This window comes from uncultured Sphingopyxis sp. (genome assembly GCF_900078365.1).
Classification (GTDB): Bacteria; Pseudomonadota; Alphaproteobacteria; order Sphingomonadales; family Sphingomonadaceae; genus Sphingopyxis.
In genome coordinates this window covers 3,416,089-3,437,113 of the sequence record NZ_LT598653.1, presented here as the reverse complement: position 1 = coordinate 3,437,113, position 21,025 = coordinate 3,416,089, and the positions used below count along the sequence as shown (strand labels likewise).

19 protein-coding genes, 1 tRNA gene and 1 pseudogene are annotated in these 21,025 nt (G+C 68.5%); 10 read left to right on the top strand and 11 right to left on the bottom strand.

Features of this window, described 5'->3' with window-relative positions; translation table 11 throughout:
- Positions 1-69: 69 nt before the first annotated feature.
- From QZL87_RS16000 to QZL87_RS15985, 4 genes are all read right to left on the bottom strand, one after another.
- A complete protein-coding gene (locus QZL87_RS16000; protein WP_295321324.1) occupies positions 70-1,341 on the bottom strand; it encodes an efflux RND transporter periplasmic adaptor subunit in 1,272 nt (423 codons plus the stop codon).
- Between the two features lie 404 nt (positions 1,342-1,745).
- Complete coding sequence (locus tag QZL87_RS15995) at positions 1,746-2,369, bottom strand: TetR/AcrR family transcriptional regulator (protein ID WP_295321323.1); 624 nt, start codon at positions 2,367-2,369, stop codon at positions 1,746-1,748.
- Positions 2,370-2,419: 50 nt separating this feature from the next.
- Positions 2,420-2,800: an OsmC family protein gene (locus QZL87_RS15990; protein ID WP_295321322.1), complete on the bottom strand. Its 381-nt coding sequence runs from the start codon at positions 2,798-2,800 to the stop codon at positions 2,420-2,422.
- A 356-nt stretch (positions 2,801-3,156) separates the two neighbouring features.
- Positions 3,157-3,230: transfer RNA gene (locus QZL87_RS15985), tRNA-Cys, on the bottom strand.
- Positions 3,231-3,475: 245 nt separating this feature from the next.
- Between QZL87_RS15985 and QZL87_RS15980 the strand changes: the two genes are divergently transcribed.
- The 3 genes from QZL87_RS15980 (at position 3,476) to QZL87_RS15970 (ending at position 6,177) form a co-directional block, all read left to right on the top strand.
- Positions 3,476-4,138: a protein-L-isoaspartate O-methyltransferase gene (locus QZL87_RS15980; RefSeq protein WP_295321320.1), complete on the top strand. Its 663-nt coding sequence runs from the start codon at positions 3,476-3,478 to the stop codon at positions 4,136-4,138.
- 40 nt (positions 4,139-4,178) lie between these two features.
- The gene (locus QZL87_RS15975) at positions 4,179-5,672 is read left to right on the top strand and encodes a TolC family outer membrane protein (protein ID WP_295321317.1); all 1,494 of its coding nucleotides are present in this window, start codon (positions 4,179-4,181) and stop codon (positions 5,670-5,672) included.
- A gap of 133 nt (positions 5,673-5,805) precedes the next feature.
- Entirely contained in the window at positions 5,806-6,177 is a 372-nt protein-coding gene (locus QZL87_RS15970; RefSeq protein WP_295321315.1) for a DUF2497 domain-containing protein, read from the top strand.
- Positions 6,178-6,478: 301 nt separating this feature from the next.
- Here QZL87_RS15970 and nudC read toward each other — a convergent pair whose 3' ends face one another.
- Genes nudC through QZL87_RS15955 form a run of 3 tightly spaced genes read right to left on the bottom strand, consistent with a single transcriptional unit; the run spans position 6,479 to position 9,647 of the window.
- A complete protein-coding gene (gene nudC, locus QZL87_RS15965; RefSeq protein WP_295321312.1) occupies positions 6,479-7,351 on the bottom strand; it encodes an NAD(+) diphosphatase in 873 nt (290 codons plus the stop codon).
- Positions 7,351-8,637 carry a serine hydrolase domain-containing protein gene (locus QZL87_RS15960; RefSeq protein ID WP_295321310.1) on the bottom strand — a complete coding sequence of 429 codons (1,287 nt, stop codon included), beginning with the start codon at positions 8,635-8,637 and terminating at the stop codon, positions 7,351-7,353. Before QZL87_RS15960 ends, nudC begins: the two co-directional genes overlap by 1 nt.
- Positions 8,634-9,647, bottom strand: a complete 1,014-nt coding sequence (locus QZL87_RS15955) for an A/G-specific adenine glycosylase (protein ID WP_295321307.1) — start codon at positions 9,645-9,647, stop codon at positions 8,634-8,636. The genes QZL87_RS15960 and QZL87_RS15955 overlap by 4 nt, the downstream gene beginning before the upstream one ends.
- A 256-nt stretch (positions 9,648-9,903) precedes the next feature.
- Here QZL87_RS15955 and QZL87_RS15950 point away from each other — a divergent pair, with 256 nt between their 5' ends.
- The 6 genes from QZL87_RS15950 to QZL87_RS15925 all read left to right on the top strand — a co-directional run bounded on the left by QZL87_RS15950 (position 9,904) and on the right by QZL87_RS15925 (position 16,267).
- Positions 9,904-10,488: a DciA family protein gene (locus tag QZL87_RS15950; RefSeq protein ID WP_295321303.1), complete on the top strand. Its 585-nt coding sequence runs from the start codon at positions 9,904-9,906 to the stop codon at positions 10,486-10,488.
- A 10-nt stretch (positions 10,489-10,498) separates the two neighbouring features.
- On the top strand, positions 10,499-11,215 hold the full coding sequence (locus QZL87_RS15945) for a thioredoxin domain-containing protein (RefSeq protein ID WP_295321300.1): 717 nt from the start codon (positions 10,499-10,501) through the stop codon (positions 11,213-11,215).
- 38 nt (positions 11,216-11,253) lie between these two features.
- Positions 11,254-11,991 (top strand): thioredoxin domain-containing protein, encoded by a 738-nt coding sequence (locus tag QZL87_RS15940; RefSeq protein ID WP_295321298.1) that lies wholly within the window; start codon positions 11,254-11,256, stop codon positions 11,989-11,991.
- Between the two features lie 199 nt (positions 11,992-12,190).
- A complete protein-coding gene (gene smc / locus QZL87_RS15935; RefSeq protein WP_295321296.1) occupies positions 12,191-15,634 on the top strand; it encodes a chromosome segregation protein SMC in 3,444 nt (1,147 codons plus the stop codon).
- Between the two features lie 122 nt (positions 15,635-15,756).
- Positions 15,757-16,032 carry a BrnT family toxin gene (locus QZL87_RS15930; protein WP_295321294.1) on the top strand — a complete coding sequence of 92 codons (276 nt, stop codon included), beginning with the start codon at positions 15,757-15,759 and terminating at the stop codon, positions 16,030-16,032.
- Entirely contained in the window at positions 16,010-16,267 is a 258-nt protein-coding gene (locus QZL87_RS15925) for a BrnA antitoxin family protein (protein WP_295321292.1), read from the top strand. Before QZL87_RS15930 ends, QZL87_RS15925 begins: the two co-directional genes overlap by 23 nt.
- Here the strand turns inward: QZL87_RS15925 and ubiA are convergent.
- The 4 genes from ubiA to QZL87_RS15905 form a co-directional block, all read right to left on the bottom strand.
- Positions 16,264-17,172 carry a 4-hydroxybenzoate octaprenyltransferase gene (gene ubiA / locus QZL87_RS15920; protein ID WP_295321290.1) on the bottom strand — a complete coding sequence of 303 codons (909 nt, stop codon included), beginning with the start codon at positions 17,170-17,172 and terminating at the stop codon, positions 16,264-16,266. The two genes, QZL87_RS15925 and ubiA, sit on opposite strands and share 4 nt — an antisense overlap.
- Before the next feature lie 68 nt (positions 17,173-17,240).
- On the bottom strand, positions 17,241-17,894 hold the full coding sequence (locus QZL87_RS15915) for a hypothetical protein (RefSeq protein ID WP_295321288.1): 654 nt from the start codon (positions 17,892-17,894) through the stop codon (positions 17,241-17,243).
- A complete protein-coding gene (locus QZL87_RS15910; RefSeq protein ID WP_295321285.1) occupies positions 17,891-18,460 on the bottom strand; it encodes a TadE/TadG family type IV pilus assembly protein in 570 nt (189 codons plus the stop codon). Before QZL87_RS15910 ends, QZL87_RS15915 begins: the two co-directional genes overlap by 4 nt.
- Entirely contained in the window at positions 18,457-20,067 is a 1,611-nt protein-coding gene (locus QZL87_RS15905) for a pilus assembly protein (RefSeq protein WP_295321283.1), read from the bottom strand. Before QZL87_RS15905 ends, QZL87_RS15910 begins: the two co-directional genes overlap by 4 nt.
- A 192-nt stretch (positions 20,068-20,259) precedes the next feature.
- On the opposite strand from QZL87_RS15905, the pseudogene QZL87_RS15900 reads away from it, so the two are divergent.
- A pseudogene (locus QZL87_RS15900) lies at positions 20,260-21,025 on the top strand (16S rRNA (uracil(1498)-N(3))-methyltransferase).

Genomic DNA, 21,025 nt, shown 5'->3' with positions numbered 1-21,025 from the left:
GGGGTGGGCCGTTGAGACGGTGCTGGCCCTCCCCCAGCCCCTCCCGCAAGCGGGAGGGGAGAAGAATGATCACTTCGCGAAGGTCGCCTGCGCCGACACCGGCTCGTTCGGACCTGCCGGCGCCTTGTCGGGCGCGTCGGCGACGATCTTGCCCGCCTTGGTCACCGCCTTGGTGCCGGGACGCGCGAACTGATAACCGTTGATGACGACCCGATCGGCCGGCGTCAGGCCCGACCGGATGACGCGAAGGCCATCGACGTCGGGACCGATCTCGACCGGCTTCGCCGCGACCGTGCCGTCCTTGCCGACGACATAGACGATCTTGCGCGCCTGGTCGGTCTGCACCGCGGCGGCGGGGACGAGCAGCGCATGCGCCGTCCGGCCCGTCGACAGCCGCATGTTGCCAAACATGCCGGGGGTCAGGAACATCTCGGGATTGTCGAAGCGGCCGCGCGCGCGGATCGTGCCCGAACGCGGATCGAGCCCATTGTCGGTGAAGTCGATCCGGCCCTTCCAGCGATAATCATTTTCATCCTGCAGCCGGACTTCGACGTCGGCGCCCTTCTGGCCGCCTTCGCGCTTGGTCTTGAGGAACAGCGCCTCCGAACCCTGGAAGGTGAAGTAGATCGGGTCGAGCGCATTGATCGTCGTGAGCAAGGTGCCGCCGGCATCGCCCGCCGACACAAGGTTGCCCGCGTCGATCTGGCGGTCCGAGATGCGGCCGGAGAGCGGCGCGCGGACGGTGGTGAATTCCACGTCAAGCGCGCGCGCCGCGATGCGCGCCTCGGCCCCCGCGAGCGCCGCGTTGGCCGCATTGACGCGGGCGCGCAGCCGGTCGATCTCGCTTTGCGACACCGCCTCGATGTCGACAAGGCGGCTCGCGCGGTCGAGTTCGAGCCTCGCCAGCGCAAGATCGCTGCGCGCGCTTGCCGCCGCCGCGCGCGCTTCGGCGAGCGCGGCGCGATAGGGGCGCGGATCGATCGTGAAGAGCGGCTGACCCTTGCGGACGATCTGCCCGTCGGTGAAGTGGATCGCGGTGATCGCGCCCGAGACGCGCGGGCGCACCTCGACCGCCTTCGACGCCTCGAAACGGCCGATATATTCGTCCCACAAGGTCACGTCGCGCGCGATCGGCGCCGCGACGGTCAGCACCGGCGCGGGCGCCGCGGCCGCCTGCGGCGCGCCGTCGCGCAGCAGCCACCAGGCGCCGGCGATCAATATGAGGAAGGCGCCGATCCACGCGGCGCGGCGGCCGCGCGCGGGATGGAGCAAGGTCTTGAGTTCGCGGCGGACCTTCGCGTCGGCGGGGTCGAGCTTTTCGATCGGTGTGTGGACGGTCATGGATAGCCCTCTTCTTTTTGTTGGTTTCGGCTGCCTGCGCCCCGGGGGAGGGGAGAGGGGGCGCAGGCGGCCGGTGCCGGAAGCGCATGCTTCCGGCTGGTGTCACACATGGTCCTTGGTGCCGGAGCGCCTCTTCGAAGAGGACGGCCGCCCCGTCCCGCGACGCGCATCCCATGCGCGCGCGGGGTCCCTGTCTCTATCTTGCGGGCGAACGCCAGCCGACGCCCGATCGGCAAGAGACTCGCTCCCGGGGAAATATCTGGTGATGACGGTTCCGGCCGCCGCACGATCTTTGCTGCGCGGCGGCCGGTCTCGGGGGAGAGCCTCTTTGTATACTGAGTGGTATATAAGTCATGTTGCGCTGCGTCAAGCGCATTCTGTACCGGGCAGTAAAATTTTTCCTACTAGCGCCCCGGCCACAGCTTAAGGCTGGTTTCGACCAGCCGTTCGAGTTCGGCGCGCGTCGCGCCCGCGCCCGCCTGCACCGACATGCCCTGATTGACCGCGGTCAGGAAAGCGGCGAGCCCCTCGGCGTCGGTGTCGGGCGGAAAGTCACCTTCTTCCTTGGCGCGCGCGAAGCGTTCGAGCATCGCGCGCTTCGCCGCCGCCCCGCGTTCGAGCACCGCCTCGCGGATGCACTCGGCCTCGGCGCCGCACGCGACCGACGTGATCACGCCAAGGCAGCCGTTCGGATTCTCGGGGCAAGTGTACATGTCGAGCGCGCCATACATCAGCCGCTCGGCGACCCCGCGCGCGGTCGGCGCGTCGAGCGCGGCGCGCATATAATCGGCCTTTTCGCGCTCATAAAGGTCGAGCGCCTTGTTGAAGAGCGCCTCCTTGTTGCCGAAGGCGGCATAGAGGCTGGGCTTGGTGATCCCCATCGCCTCGGTCAAATCGGCCATCGAGGCGCCTTCATACCCCTTCGACCAAAAGACGCGCAGCGCCGCCGCGAGCGCCGCATCGACGCAAAATTCGCGCGGGCGGCCCTTGTGCGGAGCGGTGGGAGCAGGGGCGTCTTCGATTTCCATAACGGCTGGTATATAAGTCGTGTTTCGCAACTTGTCCAGCGGCGCGCCGGTCAGGCGAGCCGCGTGTCGATCGGCAGCCCGCCTTTCAGCGTCAGCGTGACCGGCGTCCGCTCGGCGATGTCGGCGAGCCGGGCCTTCTGCTCCGCGTCGAGCCCGGCGATCGTCAACACCCGGTCGATGCGGAGGCCCTCCCTGTTGACGAGCTTCAGCCCCACCTCGACCCACTCGAGCGGCCAGCCCTTGCGGTCGGCATACATGCGCAGCGTGATCGCGGTGCAGGCGCCGAGTCCCGCGAGCAGGAAGTCATAGGGCGCGGGTCCCTCATTCTTTCCGCCGAGCCCAGGCCCTTCGTCGCCGATCAGGCCGTGGCCGCTGACCGAGATTTCGGTGCGGTAATGATCCTTGCCGATGCGGGCGGTTCCGTGAGCCATAAGATTCTCCCTATATCGATCGAGCGAGTCCGAAACCTTCTTTCCCGCCGCGATCGGCAAACGGCAAGGCCCGTTTCCTGCGCTCTTGAATCGGCCGCCGCAAATCCTAGATTGAAACCATCGTCAACAAGCGAAAGGAGGTGGTCGAATGTCTCATTGTCACACGCCGCATGCGGCAGATTTGAGCATGACCGTCCTCGCGGGGGTCAAGCTCGGATAAGCTGTCCGCGACAGGCACGACAATGGAAGGGCTGCTCCGAGAGGGGCGGCCCTTTGTCGTTGCGCCGACCATTCCGAATAGGGACGAAGGTGCGCGCCCTCCATCGCGGGGTGTCGTTGTTATCTTGGGGAAAATTTGGAGGCCCGAGCCGGAATCGAACCGGCGTATACGGATTTGCAGTCCGCTGCGTCACCACTCCGCCATCGGGCCTCAGGCGCTTGAAATGCGTGGAGACAGCGCCCCTAGCGGTTTCGTTTCGCGACTGCAATCCGATTGTTTCGCAATCCGGGCTTCGAATTCCTTGACGCGGGGACGATGCGGGGTTGGCGGTCCGGCGCGGGCGGGCTATGCGCGCCGCAGCGGGCGGCATCGCTGTATTACTATTGCAATACAGCATCGCTTCGGTTAGAGCTGTCCCGCAAAGGCTTAACCCCCAGGGAATCGGAACGAGGCTGATGGCGACGAAGTTTAGCGAAATCACGGGGGCGGAGATGCGCTCCGCCATGATCGACAGCCAGCTCAGGACGAACGAAGTCATCGATCCCGCGGTGATCGGCGCGATGGCCGTCGTACCGCGCGAGGCGCACGTGCCCGCGGCGCTCGTCGGCGTCGCCTATATGGACCGCGCGATCGCGCTGACGCATGGCCGCGCGCTCAATCCCCCGCTCGTCGCCGGCCGCATGCTGGTCGCGGCGGCGGTGCGCCCCGGCCTGCGCGTCCTGCTCGTCGGCAGCGCGACCGGCTATACCGCGGCGCTGCTCGCCCGGCTCGGCGCCGAGGTCCATGCGGTCGAGGAAGATGCGGAGCTGATGGCGGCGGCGCAGGCCGCGACCGCCGACGCCAATATCCATTGGGTCCAGGGTCCGCTCGCCGCGGGCGCGCCCGACGCCGCTCCGTTCGACCGCATCATCGTCGAAGGCGCGATCGAAACGCTGCCCGCCGCGCTCGTCGCGCAGCTCGCGGAGGGCGGTCGGCTCGTCGCCGCGCGCCGTGAAGGCACGGTCACGCGGCTGGTCGAAGGCGTCAAGGTCGGCGGCACCGTCGCGCTGCGCAGCTTCGCCGACATGGACGTCGCGTCGCTGCCCGGCTTCGCCGCGCCCGCGGGCTTTCAATTCTGACGACCCCGCCCACCCCTCCTTGCTGCAGGCTGACACCACGATGACCGATACCGACAAGAAACAGTCCCTTCGTCGTGCCCGCTGGCTTTCCGGCCTCGCCGCGAGCGCACTGCTGCTGCCTGCGGGGGCGGAGGCGGAGACGTTGCAGGGAGCATTGGCGAAGGCGTATGAGAACAACCCGACGCTGACGGCGGCGCGGGCGGGGCAGCGCGCGAATGACGAGAATGTTCCGATCGAGAAGAGCTACGGCCTTCCCGACATCGGCACGCAGGCGAGCTATGACGAGAATCTGATCGTTCCGGGCAACAGCTTCAACGCGCCCGCGCGTTCGCTGTCGGCGGGCGCGCAGCTGACGGTGCCGCTCTATCAGGGCGGCGCGGTGCGCAACGCGGTGCGCGCCGCGAAACATCGCGTCGAGGCGGGGCAGGCCGACCTGCGCGCGACCGAAGCGAGCGTCTTCTCGCAGGTCGTCGGCGCCTATATGGACGTCATCCGCGACCAGGCGATCGTCCAGCTCAATCAGAAGAATGTCGCGGTGCTGCGCACCAATCTCCAGGCGACGAGCGACCGGTTCGAGATCGGCGATTTGACGCGCACCGACGTCGCCCAGTCCGAAGCGCGGCTCGCGCTGGCGGAGGGCGACCTGCGCACCGCCGAAGCCAATCTGATCGCGAGCCGCGAGGGCTATATCCGCCTCGTCGGCGAGGCGCCGGCCGATCTCGAAGCGCCGCCGCCGCTGCCGAACCTGCCCGCGACCGCCGAGGATGCGGTGGCGGTCGCGCTCACCAGCAATCCCGACATCGAGGCGGCGAACGAGCTGGTCAACGCTTCGAAGGCCGACATCGGCACCGCTAAGTCGAGCCGCGCGCCCAAGGTGTCGGCGATCGTCAACGGCGGCTATAATAATTATCTGGGATCGCTGAACAGCGGCGTGCCCGGGGTCAGCGTGACGCAGGAGACGTCGAGCGCGGCGGCGGGGGTGCAGGTGACGCTGCCGATCTTCACCGGCGGCCGCCGCTCGGCGCAGGTGCGCCAGGCGCAATCGCGCAGCAGCCAGGCGATCGAGCAATATGTCGAGGTCGAACGCGGGGTGATCGCGCAGACGCGCGGCGCCTATGCGGCGTGGCAGGCGAACGAGCGCATCATCGCCGCGACGCGGCAGGCGGTCGGGGCGAATGCGCTGTCGCTCGAAGGGGTGCGCGCCGAGAACAGCGTCGGCACGCGCTCGATCCTCGACATATTGAACGCCGAGCAGGAATATCTGAACACGCAGGTCCAGCTCGTCTCGGCGCAGCGCAACAGCTATGTCGCCGCCTTCTCGGTGCTCGCCGCGATGGGCAAGGCCGAGGCGCGCGACCTGGGGCTCGAGGGCGGCGCGCTCTATGACCCCGAGGTCAATTACAGGCGCGTGAAGGGCGAGCTGTGGGACTGGGCCGACGATCCGGCGCCGCAGCAGGTCGCAAACGATACCCGCGCCGTCCCTGCCGCAAACGCCAACGTCCCCGAAGGCCCCCCCGCGCTCCCCCCACAATAAGACTTGGCAAACGCCGCCGCGAACCGGTAAGAAGATGGTTAACCGCCCTGTTTTCGTGGGCTGAGGGGGCTTGGTGATGGGCGATATGTCGCGAGAACCGTCGATGGAAGATATCTTGTCGTCGATTCGGCGCGTGATCGCTCGCGACGAGGCGCCGGGCGCGGCGCGCGACGCGCGCGTCGCCGAAGCCGACGATATTCTCGACCTTCAGGAGCAGGAAGACCGCGCCGCCGCCGAAGATGCGCCCGCGGCCGGCGAACTGGTCTCCGAAGCGAGCGCCGACGCCGCGCGCCAGTCGCTCGAGGCGCTCACCGCCGCCGTCGCGCCCGCCGCTGCCGTGGCGCCTGTTGCCGCATCGCCCGCCGCCGCCGGCCGCACGATGGAAGACGTCGTCCTCGACGCGCTGCGCCCGATGCTCAAGGACTGGCTCGACACCAACCTGCCCCCGCTCGTCGAGGCGATGGTGGCGAAGGAAATCGGCCGCATTACGGGCCGCAAAGCCTGAGCCTCGACATTCTCCGGGCATGAAGACTGCAAGGGCCGCTTTCGACCGGAAGCCGGCCTATCTTACATCGTCACCCCGGACTTGATCCGGGGTCCATTCACGCAGCGTTGAAAGAATGGATCCCGGATCAAGTCCGGGATGACGAATGTCTGGGACCGGCCGAAACTAGCCGTCGCCCCCGCGAAGGCGGGGGCCGCTGTCGGTTTACGCGGGCACCGCTGATTAAGGCCGCTGGCGGCCCCCGCCTTCGCGGGGGCGACGGTTATAGGCAACGTCCGCTCCCCACCCCAAAACCGCCATCCTAAAACCCCGCCCAATCCTCCAGCAGATAGCGCGCGATCGCCAGCGACGGCGGCGCCAGGAACGGCGCGCCCATGTCGCCCGCGAGCGCGGCGCGGACCTCGGCGCGATCGACCCACATCGCCGCCTCGATCTCGGTCGTGTCGAGCGTCAGCGCCGGATCCTTCGCCACCGCGCGGCAGCCGATCATCAGCGACGAGGGGAAGGGCCAGGGCTGGCTCGCCACATAGGTGACGTCCGAAACATGGATGCCCGCTTCTTCGAACAATTCGCGCGCGACCGCTTCCTCCAGCGATTCGCCTGGCTCGACAAAGCCCGCGAGCGCCGAGAAGCCGCCCGGCCGGAAGCCGCTCTGCCGCCCGACGAGGACGCGGTCCTCAAATTCGGCGAGCATGATCACGACCGGGTCGACGCGCGGGAAATGTTCGGCATTGCAGCTGCCGCAGCGCCGTCCCCAGCCGCCGCGGAACAGGTCGGTCGGCGATCCGCACACTGCGCAGAAACGGTGCCGCGCGTGCCAGTCGACGAGGCTGCGCGCGCCGCCATAAAGCGCCGCTTCCTCGGCCGAGAGCAGGGGGAGCAGCCGCATGACAGTGCGGGTGCGCGCGTCTACGCGCCCGCCCGCCGCCGCTTCGCGCACGAAGCGCGGCGCGCCCGCATCGTCGATGCCGAGCAGCATCAACGCGCGCTCGTCGGCGGGGTCTAGCGGCTCCCACAACAGTCCGCCGCGCTCGCCCGGCACGAAATCGATCCCGTCGAGCGCCAGGCACGTCGCGCGCGGATCGGCGGCCGCCGCCGCGAACGCGGCCTCGTTCGTGCGCATCTGGTCGGCGCGGTCGAGCCGCGCGCCGGTGAAACCGAGTGGAAGCGGCATCAGGCGGTCACATCCTTGAAGAAAGTTTCGCCGAACTTGCTCTGGAACGGCACCGCTTCGGGCGGCATGATCTGCGTATAGCCCGCGGCGCGATAGCCGAGCTTCCGGTGGACGAAACCGATCGTCCCCGCGGCGCCCGCCCAGCCGAAAATGCCTTCGCCGCCGGGCGAGGTCGGCAGCGACACGCGCCCGCCCGCGCCGAAACCCTCGCCGTCGATGAAAGTCCCCTTGCGGTCGATGCTGTCGTCGATCAGGTTCGACATCGCGAGCCGCGCGGTTTCGGGCTTCATCACGCGGACCCCGCCCGTTTCGCCTTCACCGAGCAGCATCGCGAGGAAGCGGTCGTAGTCGCGCGCGCTCGACACGAGCCCGCCGCCGCCGAACGGATAGGGCGGGGGATCGAGATAGATCGAGCTCGCCGCGGGATCGAAGGGGATGAGCGCCCCGCCGAACGGCGCGTAATTGCTCGTGAAGCGCCCGACGTCCTCGGCCTTCACCATGAACCCGGTGCTCGCCATGCCGAGCGGATCGAACAATCGCGCCTTGAGGAAGGCGTCGAACGCCTGCCCCGACACGACTTCGATCAGCCGCCCCATCAGGTCGAGGCCGATCGAATAGCTCCATTTGGTCCCCGGTTCATAGACGAGCGGCAATTCGGCGAGCCGGTCGGCCATCGCGGCGAGGCTCGGCGCCGGCGTCACTTCGGCAAAGCCGGGAATCGGCAGGCGGCTCGCCTGGCCGCCGACGATACCCGCGCGGTCATAGGCCGTCTTGATCGGCCCCTTCTGGATGATGTTGTAGCCGAGCCCTGCGGTGTGGGTTAGCAATTGCCGCACCGTGATCGGCCCTTTCGCCGGACGCACGTCGGTGAGCGACCCGTCGGGGGTGTTCTGCACCTTCATATTGGCGAAGGCGGGCAGGAAATCGGCGATCGGCTGGTCGAGCGTCATCTTGCCGTCCTCGATCAGCAGCATCGCCGCGATCCCGGTGACCGGCTTGGTCATCGAATAGAGGCGCCACAGCGTGTCGGGACCGACCGGCGTCGGCGAACCGTTCGATTGCACCCCCGCGCCGATGAACACCGGCGCCTCCTGCCCCTTGCCGATCGCGGCGAGCGTACCCGCGAGTTCGCGGCGGTCGACAAAGCCCTTGATGAAGGCGCTGGTCGCGGGATAGAGCGCCGCGCCGTCGGCGCGCCACGCGAGCGCGGCGCGCGGCAGCAGCGCGCCCGCGCCCGCCAGCGCCATCCCGCCCATCAGCGCGCGGCGCGAAACCATCATGTTCATGCGTCTCTCTCCAGCATCTTGTCGGTCAGCTTGCGATAGAGCGTCGGCAGCCCCGCGGCGTCAAGCTCCGCGATCGGCCACCACAGGCCTTCCGCTGCGGCGCCGGGGGATTCAGGCGGCACTTCGCGATGCACCAAGGTCAGCGTCAGGTCGAAATGGGTGAAGCCATGATCGACGCGCACGACTCCCGACTCGGCGGGCGGATCGTCCGACCAGTCGCCGCCGGGCAGCGCGCGCATCCCGCCGAGCATCCCCTTGTCGGGTCGGCGCGTGAGCCAGATCGCCCCGTCGCGTTCGATCCAATAGGCCAGCCCGTGCCGGTGCGGCTTCGCCTTTTTCGGCGGCTTGACCGGCAGGCGCTCGATGTCGGGCCGCCCGCGCGCGCGGCAGTCGGCCGTGACAGGGCAGATCGCGCAGGCGGGCGAGCGCGGCGTGCAGACGGTCGCGCCGAGATCCATCATCGCCTGCGCGAAATCGCCCGGCCGGTCGCCGGGGACCAGCGGCGCGAGCGCGGCGCGAATTTCGCGCTTCGCCATCGGTAGCGGGGTTTCGATCAGCCGGTGGCGCGCGATCACGCGCTGGATATTGGCATCGACCACCACCGCCGCGCGCCCGAAGGCGATCGCCGCGACGGCGGCGGCGGTATAGTCGCCGACCCCGGGCAGCGCGCGCAGCCCCGCCTCACTATCGGGAAAGCGCCCGCCATGCTCCGCCACAACGGCGCGCGCGCAGGCGAGCAGGTTGCGCGCGCGGGCATAATAGCCAAGCCCCGCCCACGCCGCCATGACGTCGGCGTCATCTGCCGCGGCGAGGTCGGCGACCGTCGGCCAGCGCGCCGTGAAGCGCGCGAAATAGCCCGCGACCGCCGCCACCGTCGTCTGCTGCAGCATCACCTCGGCCAGCCACACGCGATAGGGATCGGGGGTCTCCCCGCTCCCCGGCGCGATCCGCCACGGCAGGATGCGCGCCGAGCGGTCGTACCAAGCGAGCAGGCGCGTGGAAAAGCTCATGATGACAGACGCATCTGAAAACACCGCTTTCCCCTCCCGCAAGCGGGAGGGGCAGCGAGACTTGGCAGCTTGCTGCCTAGTCGCAGCGGGGTGGGCAGCATCGGTCTTGCGCTACCCCGCATGCCCACCCCGCTGCGACTAGCGAACAAGTTCGCAAGTCTCACTACCCCTCCCGCCTGCGGGAGGGGGGATATGGTATCCCCAATCATGTCGATAGTCTGGACGCTCACCCCCCGCCTATGGCATGGCGCTCCCCATGACGAAAGCCACGGGAGACGGCCCGCCCCCCAAAAAGGCGAGGGCGAAGGGTGGGGCGAAAGGCGGCGCGAAAACCGCCAAGGCCTCCGCACGTCCCTACGAACGCCCGCGCGGCGGAGAGGCGCGCGCGATTTCCGACCTCGTCCCCGAAATCGGCCGCACCGCCTTTCGCAAATTCGGCTTCGTCCAGTCGTCGGTGGTCAGCCGCTGGCGCGAGATCGTCGGCGACCGCCTCGCCGACGTCACCCAGCCCGCGATGATCCGCTTTCCGGCGGGGCAGAAGGCCGGCGGCACGCTCCACCTGACGATCAGCGGCGCGCACGCGCCGATGCTCCAGCATGTCGCGCCCGACATCATCGCCGCGGTGAACCGTTTCTTCGGCTATGCCGCGATCGCCGCCGTGCGGATGACCCACGGCCAGGTCACCCCCGCCGCGCCCGTTCAGCCGCCGGCCATGCTCAAACCCGTACCCGCCGAACTGGGGGACAGCCTCCGCGACATCGGCGATCCGGAACTCAGGACCGTGCTTGAACGCATGGCCGCCGGCCTCGCGGCGGCGCCCAGGCTTCCGAAAATCAGTTAGGGCCTCGATCATGTCCGTTTTTGACGACCCGCATCTCGACCGCCGCACGGCGGTGCTCGCGCTCTCGGGCGCGGCGCTCGGCCTGATCGCGGCGACGCCCGCCAAATCCGCTACATGGTCGCAGAGTGTCACGACCAGCCCGATCGGTGCCTTCGTCGTCGGCAATCCCGCCGCCAAGGTCCGGCTCGTCGAATATTTCAGCTACACCTGCCACATCTGCGCCGATTTCGCGAAGGCGAGCGCCGTGCCGCTCAAGACCGGCTATGTCGACCGCGGACTGATACTGTTCGAATATCGCAATCTCGTCCGCGATCCGGTCGACATGACCGCGGCGCTGCTCGCGCGCACCGGCGGCGCGCGCGCCTTCGTCGGCAATCATCAGGCGATCTTCGCCGCCTTCCCGGCGATGATCGCCAAGGTCCAGAAAGCGACCGAGGCGCAGAAAAAGAGCTGGTTCGAAGGCAGCACCGCCGAGCGGGCGCGCAAGATCGCCGCCGACACCGGCCTCTTCGCGCTGATGCGTGCGCGCGGCTATGCGCAGGCGCAGCTCGACGCCGCGCTCGACAGCGAGGTAGCGCAGGCCGAGCTCACCGGCATGACCAACATCGGCCTGGGTGCCGACCGCGTCACCGGCACGCCCAGCTTTTTCGTCAATGGCCGGGGCGCCGAAGTGACGGCATGGCCCGCGCTCAAATCGAAACTCGACCTCGCGCTCAAGGCCTCTTAAAAGCCCCGCATTCGCCCCTTTGTGGAGAAAGAAAGATCATGACCCTGCTGCGTACCGTCCTCCTGACCTCGATGGGCGCGCTCGCCCTTGCCGGCTGCGGCGAAAGCAAGACCGATCCCGCCAAGGAGCAGGAGGTCGTCGCGAAGGTCGCGCCGCCCGCGGGTAAGAGCTGGTCGCAGGTCGTGCGCGTCGATGGCGACGGCGTCGTGATGGGCAACCCCGACGCCCCGATCAAGCTGGAAGAATTCGGCGCCTTCACCTGCGGCCACTGCGCGAAATTCACGCAGGACTCGCACGAGGAGCTGAAGCGCGACTTCGTCGACACCGGCCGCGTGTCGTACAAGCTGACCCCCTTCATGCTCCACCCGGTCGACGCGATCGCCGCCGCGATCGTCAAATGCACCGGCCCCGACCGCTTCTTCCCGCTCGCCGATGCGACCTTCATCGAGCATGAGGCCTTCATCGCCGGCGCGTCGAAGCCGCAGCCGGGGATCGAGGCGGCGATGAAGCTGCCGCCCGCACAGCGTTTCACCGCGCTCGCCAAGGGCTGGGGCATCGACCAATTCTACCAGCAGCGCGGCGTCCCCGCCGCGACGATCCAGCAGTGCCTCGGCAAGGTCGAAAATGTCGAGGCGATCGAAAAGGGCACCAACGCGGGGGTCGAAAAGTACCAGATCACCGGCACCCCGACCTTCGTCATCAACGGCCAGGTCGCCGAAGGCATCGCCGCCTGGGGGCCCTTGCGCGACCGCCTGCGCACGATGGGCGCGCGCTAAGATAGAAATCGTCGCCCCCGCGAAGGCGGGGGCCGCGGTCGGCCTTGCGCCACCTCTCCAGCGGCCCCGCCTTCGCGGGGGCGACGGTCTTCCTACCCCCTTGCGACTCCCCCCGCCGCGCGGCATGACGGCTGCATGGGGGATATGTGACACCAAGGTTGCACCATCCGCGATTCGATGATCTGCCCGGGAACGCCCCGTGCAGATAAAGCGGCTGCGCCTCACCGGTTTCAAAAGCTTCGTCGAACCCACCGAGCTCCGCATCGAGCCCGGGCTGACCGGCGTCGTCGGCCCCAACGGCTGCGGCAAGTCGAACCTCTTGGAAGCGATCCGCTGGGTGATGGGCGAATCGTCGCCCAAATCGATGCGCGGCGGCGGGATGGAGGATGTCATCTTCGCCGGCACCTCGTCGCGCCCGGCGCGCGACTTTGCCGAGGTCGCGCTCCACTGCGATACCGAAGGCGCGCTCGTCGCGGGCCTGTCGGACTCGAGCGACGGCGACGATCTCGAGGTCATCCGCCGCATCGAGCGCGGCGCGGGCAGCGCCTATCGCGCCAACGGCCGCGACGTGCGCGCCAAGGATGTCGCGCTGATCTTCGCCGACGCCGCGACCGGCGCGCACAGCCCCGCGCTCGTCAGCCAGGGCAAGATCGCGAACGTCATCGCCGCCAAGCCGACCGACCGCCGCGCGATGCTTGAGGAAGCGGCAGGCATCGCGGGGCTCCACGTCCGCCGCAAGGATGCCGAGCAGAAGCTGCGCGCGACCGAGACCAATCTGACGCGTCTCTCCGAAATCGTCGCCGACATGGAGGTGCGCGCGAACGCGCTGCGGCGGCAGGCGCGCGCGGCGGAGAAGTACAAGAAGCTCTCGGACGACATCCGCATTGCCGAGGGGCGGCTGATCTACGCGCGCTGGCGCGATGCCGCCGAAGCCGCCGATCAGGCGCGCCGCGACGCCGATGCCGCCGAGGCGGCGGTCAAGGCGGCGCAGGACGAGCTCGAAACCGTCTCGAAAGCGCAGACCGAGGTCGCGACCCGCGTCGCGGCCGCCCGGGCTGATGCGCAGACGCAGCGCGACGCGCTCGCCGAGGCGACCGCGACCCAGGTACGCCTTCAGGGCGAGGAGCGCGCCGCGCTCCAGCGGATCGAGGATCTGGCGGCGCAGCAGCGGCGCATCGCCGACGACCGCGCGCACGAAGGCGAACTCGCGCGCGAAGCCCATGCCGCGCTGACCGCACTCGACGCCGAGACGAAATCGCTCGCGCAGGAGATCGCCGGGCATGATACAGGCAAGGCCGCGCTCGCCGACGCCAGCCTCGCCGCGCAAGCGCGGCTGCGCGATGCCGAGGTCGCGCTCGCACAGGCGCGCGCCAAGGCCGCGAGCGAGGCGGCCGACCGGCGTATCGCGGTATCGGCGGTGGACAGCGCCGAAGCCGCGGTGCGCCGCGTCGCTGGGGACAAGGCGCGCGTCGATGCCGAGGTCGCCGCGCTCGGCGACAGCGCCGCGCTCGCCGCGACGCTCGCCGAAAGCACGAAAGCCGCCGAGGCCGCCGAAGCCGCGATCGCCGCCGCCGAAACCGCGCTGCAAGAGGCCGAGGCCGACCGCGAAGCGACTGCCGCCGACCTTACGGGCGTCGAGGCGGGGCTCGCCGAAGCGCGCGCCGCGCTCGCCGCGCTCGAAGGCGAAGCCGCGACGCTCGAACGCGCGCTCGCCGCCGCGCGCAGCGACACGAATCGCATCCTCGACCAGCTCCGCGTCGCGCCCGGCTATGAAGCCGCGCTCGCCGCCGCGCTCGGCGACGATCTCGACGCGGGGACCGACCGCGACGCGGCGCGCAGCTGGGGCGCCGCCGAACCCGCCGAGGACGACCCCGCGCTACCCGCCGGAACCAAGCCCCTCGCCGGTCATGTGCAGGCCCCCGCCGCGCTCGCGCGCCGCCTCGCGCAGGTCGCGGTCGCCGACACCGACACGGGTCAGCCGCTTGCCGTCGGTCAGCGCCTCGTTACCCTCGATGGCGTGATGCGCCGCTGGGACGGCTTCGTCACGCGCGGCGACGGCGCGACCGCGACCGAGCGGCTGCAACGCCAGAACCGCCTCGACGCGCTCGCCGCGCAGCGCCCGCAGGTCGAACTCGGCGTGCAGGAATTGCGCGACCGCCGCGACGCGGCCGCTGCGAAAGCCGCCGAACTGACCGAAGCCGCCGCCACTGCGCGCAAGAGCCTCGCGCAGGCTGACGAGACGCGCCGCACCGCGCTGCGCGCCGCCGATCAGGCGCAGGCCGCGCTCGACCGGCACCGCGATGCCGCCGCGCTGTTCGACCGCCGCCTCGCCGAGCTCGCCGAGGCCGCGACGGAAGCCGCCGAGACGCTCGCCGCGCAGCAAGCCGCGCTCGCCGCGCTCCCCGACGAGCGGCTGGCGCGCGCCGCGCTCGACGCCGAGGAGCAGAGCGCCGAGCGCGCGCGCGCCGACGCCAATGCCGCACGCGACGCTCTCGCCGCGCACGAACGCACGCTCGCTTCGCTCAGCGAGCGGCAGGCGGTCGTGAGTGCCGAGATCAAGAGCTGGAAGGCGCGCGCGGGCGAAGCGGCGCGCCGCGTGACCGAAATGGACAAGCGCGCCGAGGCGCTCGCCGCCGAAGCCGCGAAGCTCGCCGACGCTCCCGCGAAGCTCGCCGAACAGCGCGCCGAGGCCGAAGCCCGGCAAACGGCGCTGCGCGACAAGGTCGCCGCCGCCGAAGCGCAGGAACGCGCCGCCGAGGCCGCGTTGCGTGAGGCCGAAGCCGCCCTCAATGCGATCCGCGAACGCGTCGCCGCCGCGCGCGAAACGCGCGCGGGCGCCGTGGCGCGCTCCGAAAACGCCGAGCTCCGCCGCATCGAAATGGGCCGCCTCTCGGGCGAGCGTTTCGAATGCCCGCCGCCGCTGCTTCCGCAAAAGGCCGGCTTCGAAAGCGCCAGCGTCGGCGACGCCAATGCCGAATCGGCGCAGCACGACCGATTGATCGCCGACCGCGAGCGGCTCGGTCCGGTCAATCTCGTCGCCGCCGACGAGCTCGTCGAACTCGACAGCGAACGGACACGGAACGCCGGCGAGATCGAGGAGCTGACGCAGGCGGTGAACCGCCTGCGCGGTTCGATCGGCAGCCTCAACCGCGAGGGCCGCGCGCGGCTGCTCGCGGCGTTCGAGGCGGTGAACGCCCATTTCCAGCGCCTCTTCACGACGCTCTTCAACGGCGGCCAGGCGCATCTCGAACTCGTCGATTCGGACGATCCCTTGGAAGCGGGGCTCGAAATCATGGCGCAGCCGCCGGGCAAGCGGCTCGGCACGCTGACTTTGCTGTCGGGCGGCGAGCAGGCGCTGACCGCCGTCGCGCTGATCTTCGGCCTCTTCCTCACCAACCCCGCGCCGATCTGCGTCCTCGACGAAGTCGACGCGCCTTTGGACGACGCCAATATCGAGCGTTTCTGCGACCTCCTCGACCGCATGGCGCGCGAAACCGCCACCCGCTACCTGATCGTCACCCATAATGCGGTCACGATGGCGCGCATGCACCGCCTGTTCGGAGTGACGATGGTCGAACGCGGCGTCTCGCGCCTCGTCTCGGTCGACCTCGGCGGTGCCGAGGAACTGCTCGCGGCGGAATAAGATTGACTATTTTTGTAACTACATTAAATTGATCGCTGACTGACCAGCTAGACAGAGGAGGTAGTCATGTTTGATCACTTTCTGGCGCGCAACCAGCGCGGCCTGTCTTTGGGAAGTCCGATATGCAGATCAGCTACGATGAATCGAAGCGCCAATGGACCTTGGAAAATCGAGGATTGGATTTCGCGGACGCCGTCCAGGTTTTTGAGGATGTTCATGTAGTTCAGGAGGATGACCGCAGGCCCTATCCCGAACCTCGATTGCTGACTTACGGGTTTCTGAAGGGTCGTTTGGTGATGTTTGCCTTCACACCCACAGAGGAAGGCATACGCGTCTTTTCCATGAGAAAATGCAATGTCCGAGAGCAAAGAAAATTTGACCACTGGGTGGGACGATGACGATCTGCCCGAATGGACGGACGACCAGTTCCGCCGCGCTGCCGTCTATCGCGGCGGCAAGCTCGTGCGCCCGGCACAGGGCACGCTCACCAAGCCCGGCCGTCCAAAATCGGCCGATCCCAAGCAGCAGGTGACGCTGCGGCTCGACAGCATTGTGCTCGAAAAATTCCGCGCCATGGGGCCGCGTTGGCAGAGCCGCATCAATGCGGAGCTGCGGAAGGCCTTGGGTCTTTAGGGCGCCATCCCCACCACCAACATCGCCGCGAACACCAGCAGGCCCGCAAAGCGGTTGCTCCGGAATTTCGCCAGCGCATCCTCGCCGTTCACGGGATCGAGCGTCACCACTTGCCCGGTCAGGTGCAGTGCCGCGGGCAGCAGCGCGGCGAGCGCCAGCGGATCGGGGCGCACCGCCCACAGCGCGCCGCCCCAGCAACCGAGCGCGGCGGCGTAGCAGATCGCGACGCCGCCCTTCACATGATCGCCCATCGCGCGCGCGCTCGACTTCACGCCTACAACCATATCATCCTCGATGTCCTGCAGCGCATAGATGGTGTCGTATCCGATCACCCACGCGATACAGCCGGCATAGAGCAGAGGCAGCGCCAGCCCCTGCTGCCCGCCCACCGCGATCCATGCGACGAGTGCGCCCCAGCTGAACACCAGTCCCAGCCACGCCTGCGGCCACCAGGTGATGCGCTTCATGAACGGATAGGCGGCGACGAGGATCAGGCTCGCCAGCGCGACAATCTGCGCCGGACGCGGCAGTTGCAGCAGCACGAGCAGCCCGACGAGCGATAGGGCGATCGTCCACAGCAGGGCGTTCCGCACCGGCACCGCCCCGCTCGCCACCGGGCGCGACGCGGTGCGCGCGACCTTCGCGTCGAGATCGCGGTCGACGATGTCGTTATAGACGCAGCCCGCCCCGCGCATGACGATCGCACCGAGCAGCAGCCACAGGAACAGCGGCCAATGGCTCACCGCGCCGCCGCCGAGCGCGATGGCCCAGGCGCAGGGCCAGTAAAGCAGCCACCAGCCGATCGGCCGGTCGAAGCGCGCGAGCAGCGCATAGGGCCGCGCCGCGGCGGGGAGCAGCGCGACGAAGCCGCGAAGCTGGCTGTCGGGGGGATGGGTCGCCGTCATCGGTGCGCGGGCGATAGCAGGCGGGGCGCCGTGAATAAATGCCCGATCGCAATCGCGCCGCGGCGCGATCAGTCGTCGCAATCGGCTTTCGTGCCCGGCGACTTCACGCCCGACAGGTCGCGGGCCTCACGGATATTATAGGCCGCGGTCGAACGGATGGTCTGCGGCCCCAGCCAGGCGCCGAACAGCAGCGGTTGATATTCATAGGTGACCTCGACGAACATGATCGCGGTGCCCGCCACCGCGGTCACCTCGCGGCCCTCGGGGCCCATGCCGGGGAAATCGGTCCCCGTCGCGCCCGTGCCCTCGACGCCATAGGCCGATGCGACCTCCAGATTGCCGAAACAACGCTGCCATTTGATCGTCTGGCCGCCATCGCTGTTGCGCTGGAGGCTCGACAGGATGATGCGGCCGTTATTCTCGAAATTCAGGCTCGCCGCCTGCCGCTCAGCGCCGGCGAAAACCTCGTTGATGTCGACCTCGCGCACCTCGGGCTGCGCCAGATTGCTGCCCGCCGCGATGCGCGCGGCATTGTCGGCGGTGTTGAGCCCGAGCTGGCTGACGCGCGTATGCGCGAGCGTCAGATTGGCGATCTCGAGCCCGCCGAAACCGACGAGCACGAGGAAGGGGATGGCAAAAGCCATTTCGAGCATCACGGCGCCGCGGACGTTCCGTGCGAAACGGCGCGCGGCGGCCCGCGTCCGGGGAGAAAAGGCGATCACGGGCATTGCTCCGGTGCGATCTCGCCCCCGGCGGCGAACGGCTGGTTGCGCAGCAGCGTCGTCGAGGTGAGCGTCGTGGACTGCGGCTGCCCCAGCATCTTCCACACCGGCAGCACGCGGTTGAACCGCATCGACACCGTATATTGGACGACGTCGTCGGCGCCGCCATTGCCCTGCTTGCCGCCGTCCTCCCAGCAATCGTCGGGCGAGGGGTCCTGAACGCCGTTGTCGTTCATATCGACCCAGCGCAGCGGCTTGATTTCGCTGTAATCGTCGAAGGCACGGCGGTTGAAACTCACCTCGGCGTTCTTGAACACCTTCTTCACTTCCGCTTCGACCACATCGTCGAGCGCCTCCTGATCGGCGGCGAACTCTTCGAGCGTCGCGTCGCGGCCCGCCTTGGCGACCACGCCCTGCAGCACCTGCTGGGCATACATCTGCCAGCAATAATCGAAGATGCCGAGCAGGATCAGGAGGAAGACCGGCGCGGTCAGCGCGAATTCGACGAACGCGGTACCGCGCTCGCTTCGCCGCAGCCGGCGCAGCAGGGAGCGGGTGCCGATCATTGCGACAGCCTCAGCTTGGAAATCTGCCGCGCGATCGCCTGGAACTGCTCGTTGAGTTCGTCGGCATCGTCGGCTTCGAACGCCGCGCCCGACGAAGCGCAGTTGTTGAGGTTGGCGAGATTGCTCGAACTGCTGCTATCGTCGCCAAAGGAAATCACCCAGACGGTGATCCCGCGCTGACGCGCCGCCCGGCACAATTGCAGGAAGCGGTTGGTATGGCGCGCCCTTGCCGATGCGTCGTCGCTGGCGCCGACGCGCGGCTGCGACCGTTCCATGCCCTGGTGCGAATAGATGGTCGGCCGCGCGTCCATTGCGCCGTCGGTCATGAACAATATGTGGCGGCTGATCGGGCGCTCGTTGGACTCCGCCTTTTCATTTTCGCTCGCGAACAATCCGGTCGGCGAGATCAGCCGCGCGCCCCACGCCATGCCGACATCGTGATAGGTGCCGCCGACCGGTTCCAGATCGTCGATATACTCGTCGAACTCCGCCTGATCGTCCTTGGTCATGATCTCGAGCTTCCTCGCCGGATGGGGGCAGGCGGTGTAAAGCGTTTGCCCCAGGTTCGACGATGTCGTGGTCCGTGACGCCACCTGCCCGCGTTCGAACGCGAAAGGCTGGAGCATCGGCTGCCACTGGGTCTTGACATCGGTCGTCGGCACCATGTCGATGTCCATGTCATAGGCGTCGCTGGGCGCCGTTTCGGTCGGGCCGAACGCTTTCGTCGCGCGCTCGACGATGCAGCCGCCCCATTCCGCGGTGACATTGGCGCCGTTGGTTCCGGTGTTGAAGGTCAGATCGTCGCCGGGTGCGATCGACCCGACGGCCAAGTCGCGATCCTCATAGACGTAGCGCCATTGCAGGCTGCAATTATAACCATATTGGTTGCAGATATTCACCCGGCGATAGCTGCGCGACGGCAGGGTGACCGTCTCCGAAAGCCACGACGGATCGGCGTCGTGCAGAATCCCGCCGACATTGACCGTGCTGCTATAGGGAACGACGCCAAAGCGCAGCTGTCCGTCGCCGATGTGCGCGCTGGTCAGGGTGGCGAAAAAACTCTTCGACGCCGCCTGCAGCCCTTCCATCCGCGTCAACGTATCGCCGGAATTTTTCTCCGCCATCGATCCGGTGACGTCGAGCACCATCATCACATCGACGTTCGAAATTTCGAGCTTGGCCGTGCAATTGGCGGTCAGGCGGAACTGGTCCTTGCCGAAGATGAACATCAGCTCGGTGGGCAAGATCGCCGACGCCTGTCCGATGACGTCCGACGCATCGTCGTCGGCCTCGGACGAAAAGAGGATGCCCGACGCGCCATATTTGGCCTCGGGGAAGTTGAAGTTGAACATCTTGTTCGCTTCGGCCTCGGCGTCATCCGAATAGGTCGCGCCCGTCATCGCGCGCCGCCCCGCGAGCACGCCCGAATCGCAGGCCTGCTGCAGGCGCAGCTGCGTCATATAGGCGCGGCCGATGTCGACCGCCGAGCCGACGATGCCGATCACCGGCACGATCGCCGCGGCGGTCAGCATGAAGGCGTTGCCGCGCTGGTCGCGGAGAAGCGCTTTGGCACCGGCGCGCAGCCGGCTTATCCAGGTCCCTCGCATGGTCAAACCCCTCTTCGGCCCGCGGCGCCCCCACCAGATGGGCCGCTGGTATCCTCGCACCTAGGGGGGAACTGCTTACCAAAAGGCTAATCGGACGGGCGCTGCCCGGCGCTTTTGACCCGGATCGGGACAGCACGCGCCGCCTCACGGCAAAAGATGCACGACAGGCCGCCGTCTGCTATCGCGCGCGCCATGCCCGCGACTCCCGCCTGGCCGCCCGCCAGCACCCCCCGCCTGTTCATCGACCAGCCGCTCGGCCCCGATGCCGCACCCCTGATCGACGGCGCTGCCGTCCATTATCTGCTCGGCGTCATGCGGCTGAAGGCGGGCGATCCGGTCCTGCTGTTCGACAACCGGAGCGGCGAATGGCTCGCGGTCGTCGCCGGCGCCGCGAAACGTTCGCTGACCTTGAGGATCGAGCGGCAGACGCGCCCGATCGAGCGCGTCCCCGACCTCTGGCTCTGCTTCGCCCCGGTGAAGAAGGCGCGGCTCGACTGGATCATCGAAAAGGCGACCGAGCTCGGCGTCGCGCGGCTCCAGCCGGTGATCACCGAACGCACGATCGTCGAGCGCGTCAAGAGCGAGCGGATCGCGGCGCAGATCATCGAGGCGTGCGAGCAATGCGGACGCACCGCGCTCCCCGAGCTGGCGCCGCCGGTCAAACTGCCGCAGCTGCTGAAGGACTGGCCCGGAAGCCGCGCTCTGCTCTTCGCCGACGAAGCCGGGGGCGTCCCGCTCGCCGATGTCGCGGCGCCGGCCCCCGCCGCGATCCTCACCGGCCCCGAGGGCGGCTTCACCGGCCGCGAGCGCGAGCTGCTGACCGCCCACGCCGCGGTGCGCCGCATCGCGCTCGGCCCGCCAATCCGCATGGTAGCGGCGCATCCTGCGCGCTGAAACCGCCGCGATCGCCGCGGTCAGCCTGTGGATGGCGCAGCACGGCGACTGGGCGGGCGGATAG

Bases quoted from the DNA above. Each gene is read 5' to 3' on its own strand.
- QZL87_RS16000 (WP_295321324.1), bottom strand. From the start codon at position 1,341: ATGACCGTCCACACACCGATCGAAAAGCTCGACCCCGCCGACGCGAAG.
- QZL87_RS15995 (WP_295321323.1), bottom strand. From the start codon at position 2,369: ATGGAAATCGAAGACGCCCCTGCTCCCACCGCTCCGCACAAGGGCCGC.
- QZL87_RS15990 (WP_295321322.1), bottom strand. From the start codon at position 2,800: ATGGCTCACGGAACCGCCCGCATCGGCAAGGATCATTACCGCACCGAA.
- QZL87_RS15980 (WP_295321320.1), top strand. From the start codon at position 3,476: ATGGCGACGAAGTTTAGCGAAATCACGGGGGCGGAGATGCGCTCCGCC.
- QZL87_RS15975 (WP_295321317.1), top strand. From the start codon at position 4,179: ATGACCGATACCGACAAGAAACAGTCCCTTCGTCGTGCCCGCTGGCTT.
- nudC (WP_295321312.1), bottom strand. From the start codon at position 7,351: ATGCCGCTTCCACTCGGTTTCACCGGCGCGCGGCTCGACCGCGCCGAC.
- QZL87_RS15960 (WP_295321310.1), bottom strand. From the start codon at position 8,637: ATGAACATGATGGTTTCGCGCCGCGCGCTGATGGGCGGGATGGCGCTG.
- QZL87_RS15955 (WP_295321307.1), bottom strand. From the start codon at position 9,647: ATGAGCTTTTCCACGCGCCTGCTCGCTTGGTACGACCGCTCGGCGCGC.
- QZL87_RS15950 (WP_295321303.1), top strand. From the start codon at position 9,904: ATGACGAAAGCCACGGGAGACGGCCCGCCCCCCAAAAAGGCGAGGGCG.
- QZL87_RS15945 (WP_295321300.1), top strand. From the start codon at position 10,499: ATGTCCGTTTTTGACGACCCGCATCTCGACCGCCGCACGGCGGTGCTC.
- QZL87_RS15940 (WP_295321298.1), top strand. From the start codon at position 11,254: ATGACCCTGCTGCGTACCGTCCTCCTGACCTCGATGGGCGCGCTCGCC.
- QZL87_RS15930 (WP_295321294.1), top strand. From the start codon at position 15,757: ATGCAGATCAGCTACGATGAATCGAAGCGCCAATGGACCTTGGAAAAT.
- ubiA (WP_295321290.1), bottom strand. From the start codon at position 17,172: ATGACGGCGACCCATCCCCCCGACAGCCAGCTTCGCGGCTTCGTCGCG.
- QZL87_RS15910 (WP_295321285.1), bottom strand. From the start codon at position 18,460: ATGATCGGCACCCGCTCCCTGCTGCGCCGGCTGCGGCGAAGCGAGCGC.
- QZL87_RS15905 (WP_295321283.1), bottom strand. From the start codon at position 20,067: ATGCGAGGGACCTGGATAAGCCGGCTGCGCGCCGGTGCCAAAGCGCTT.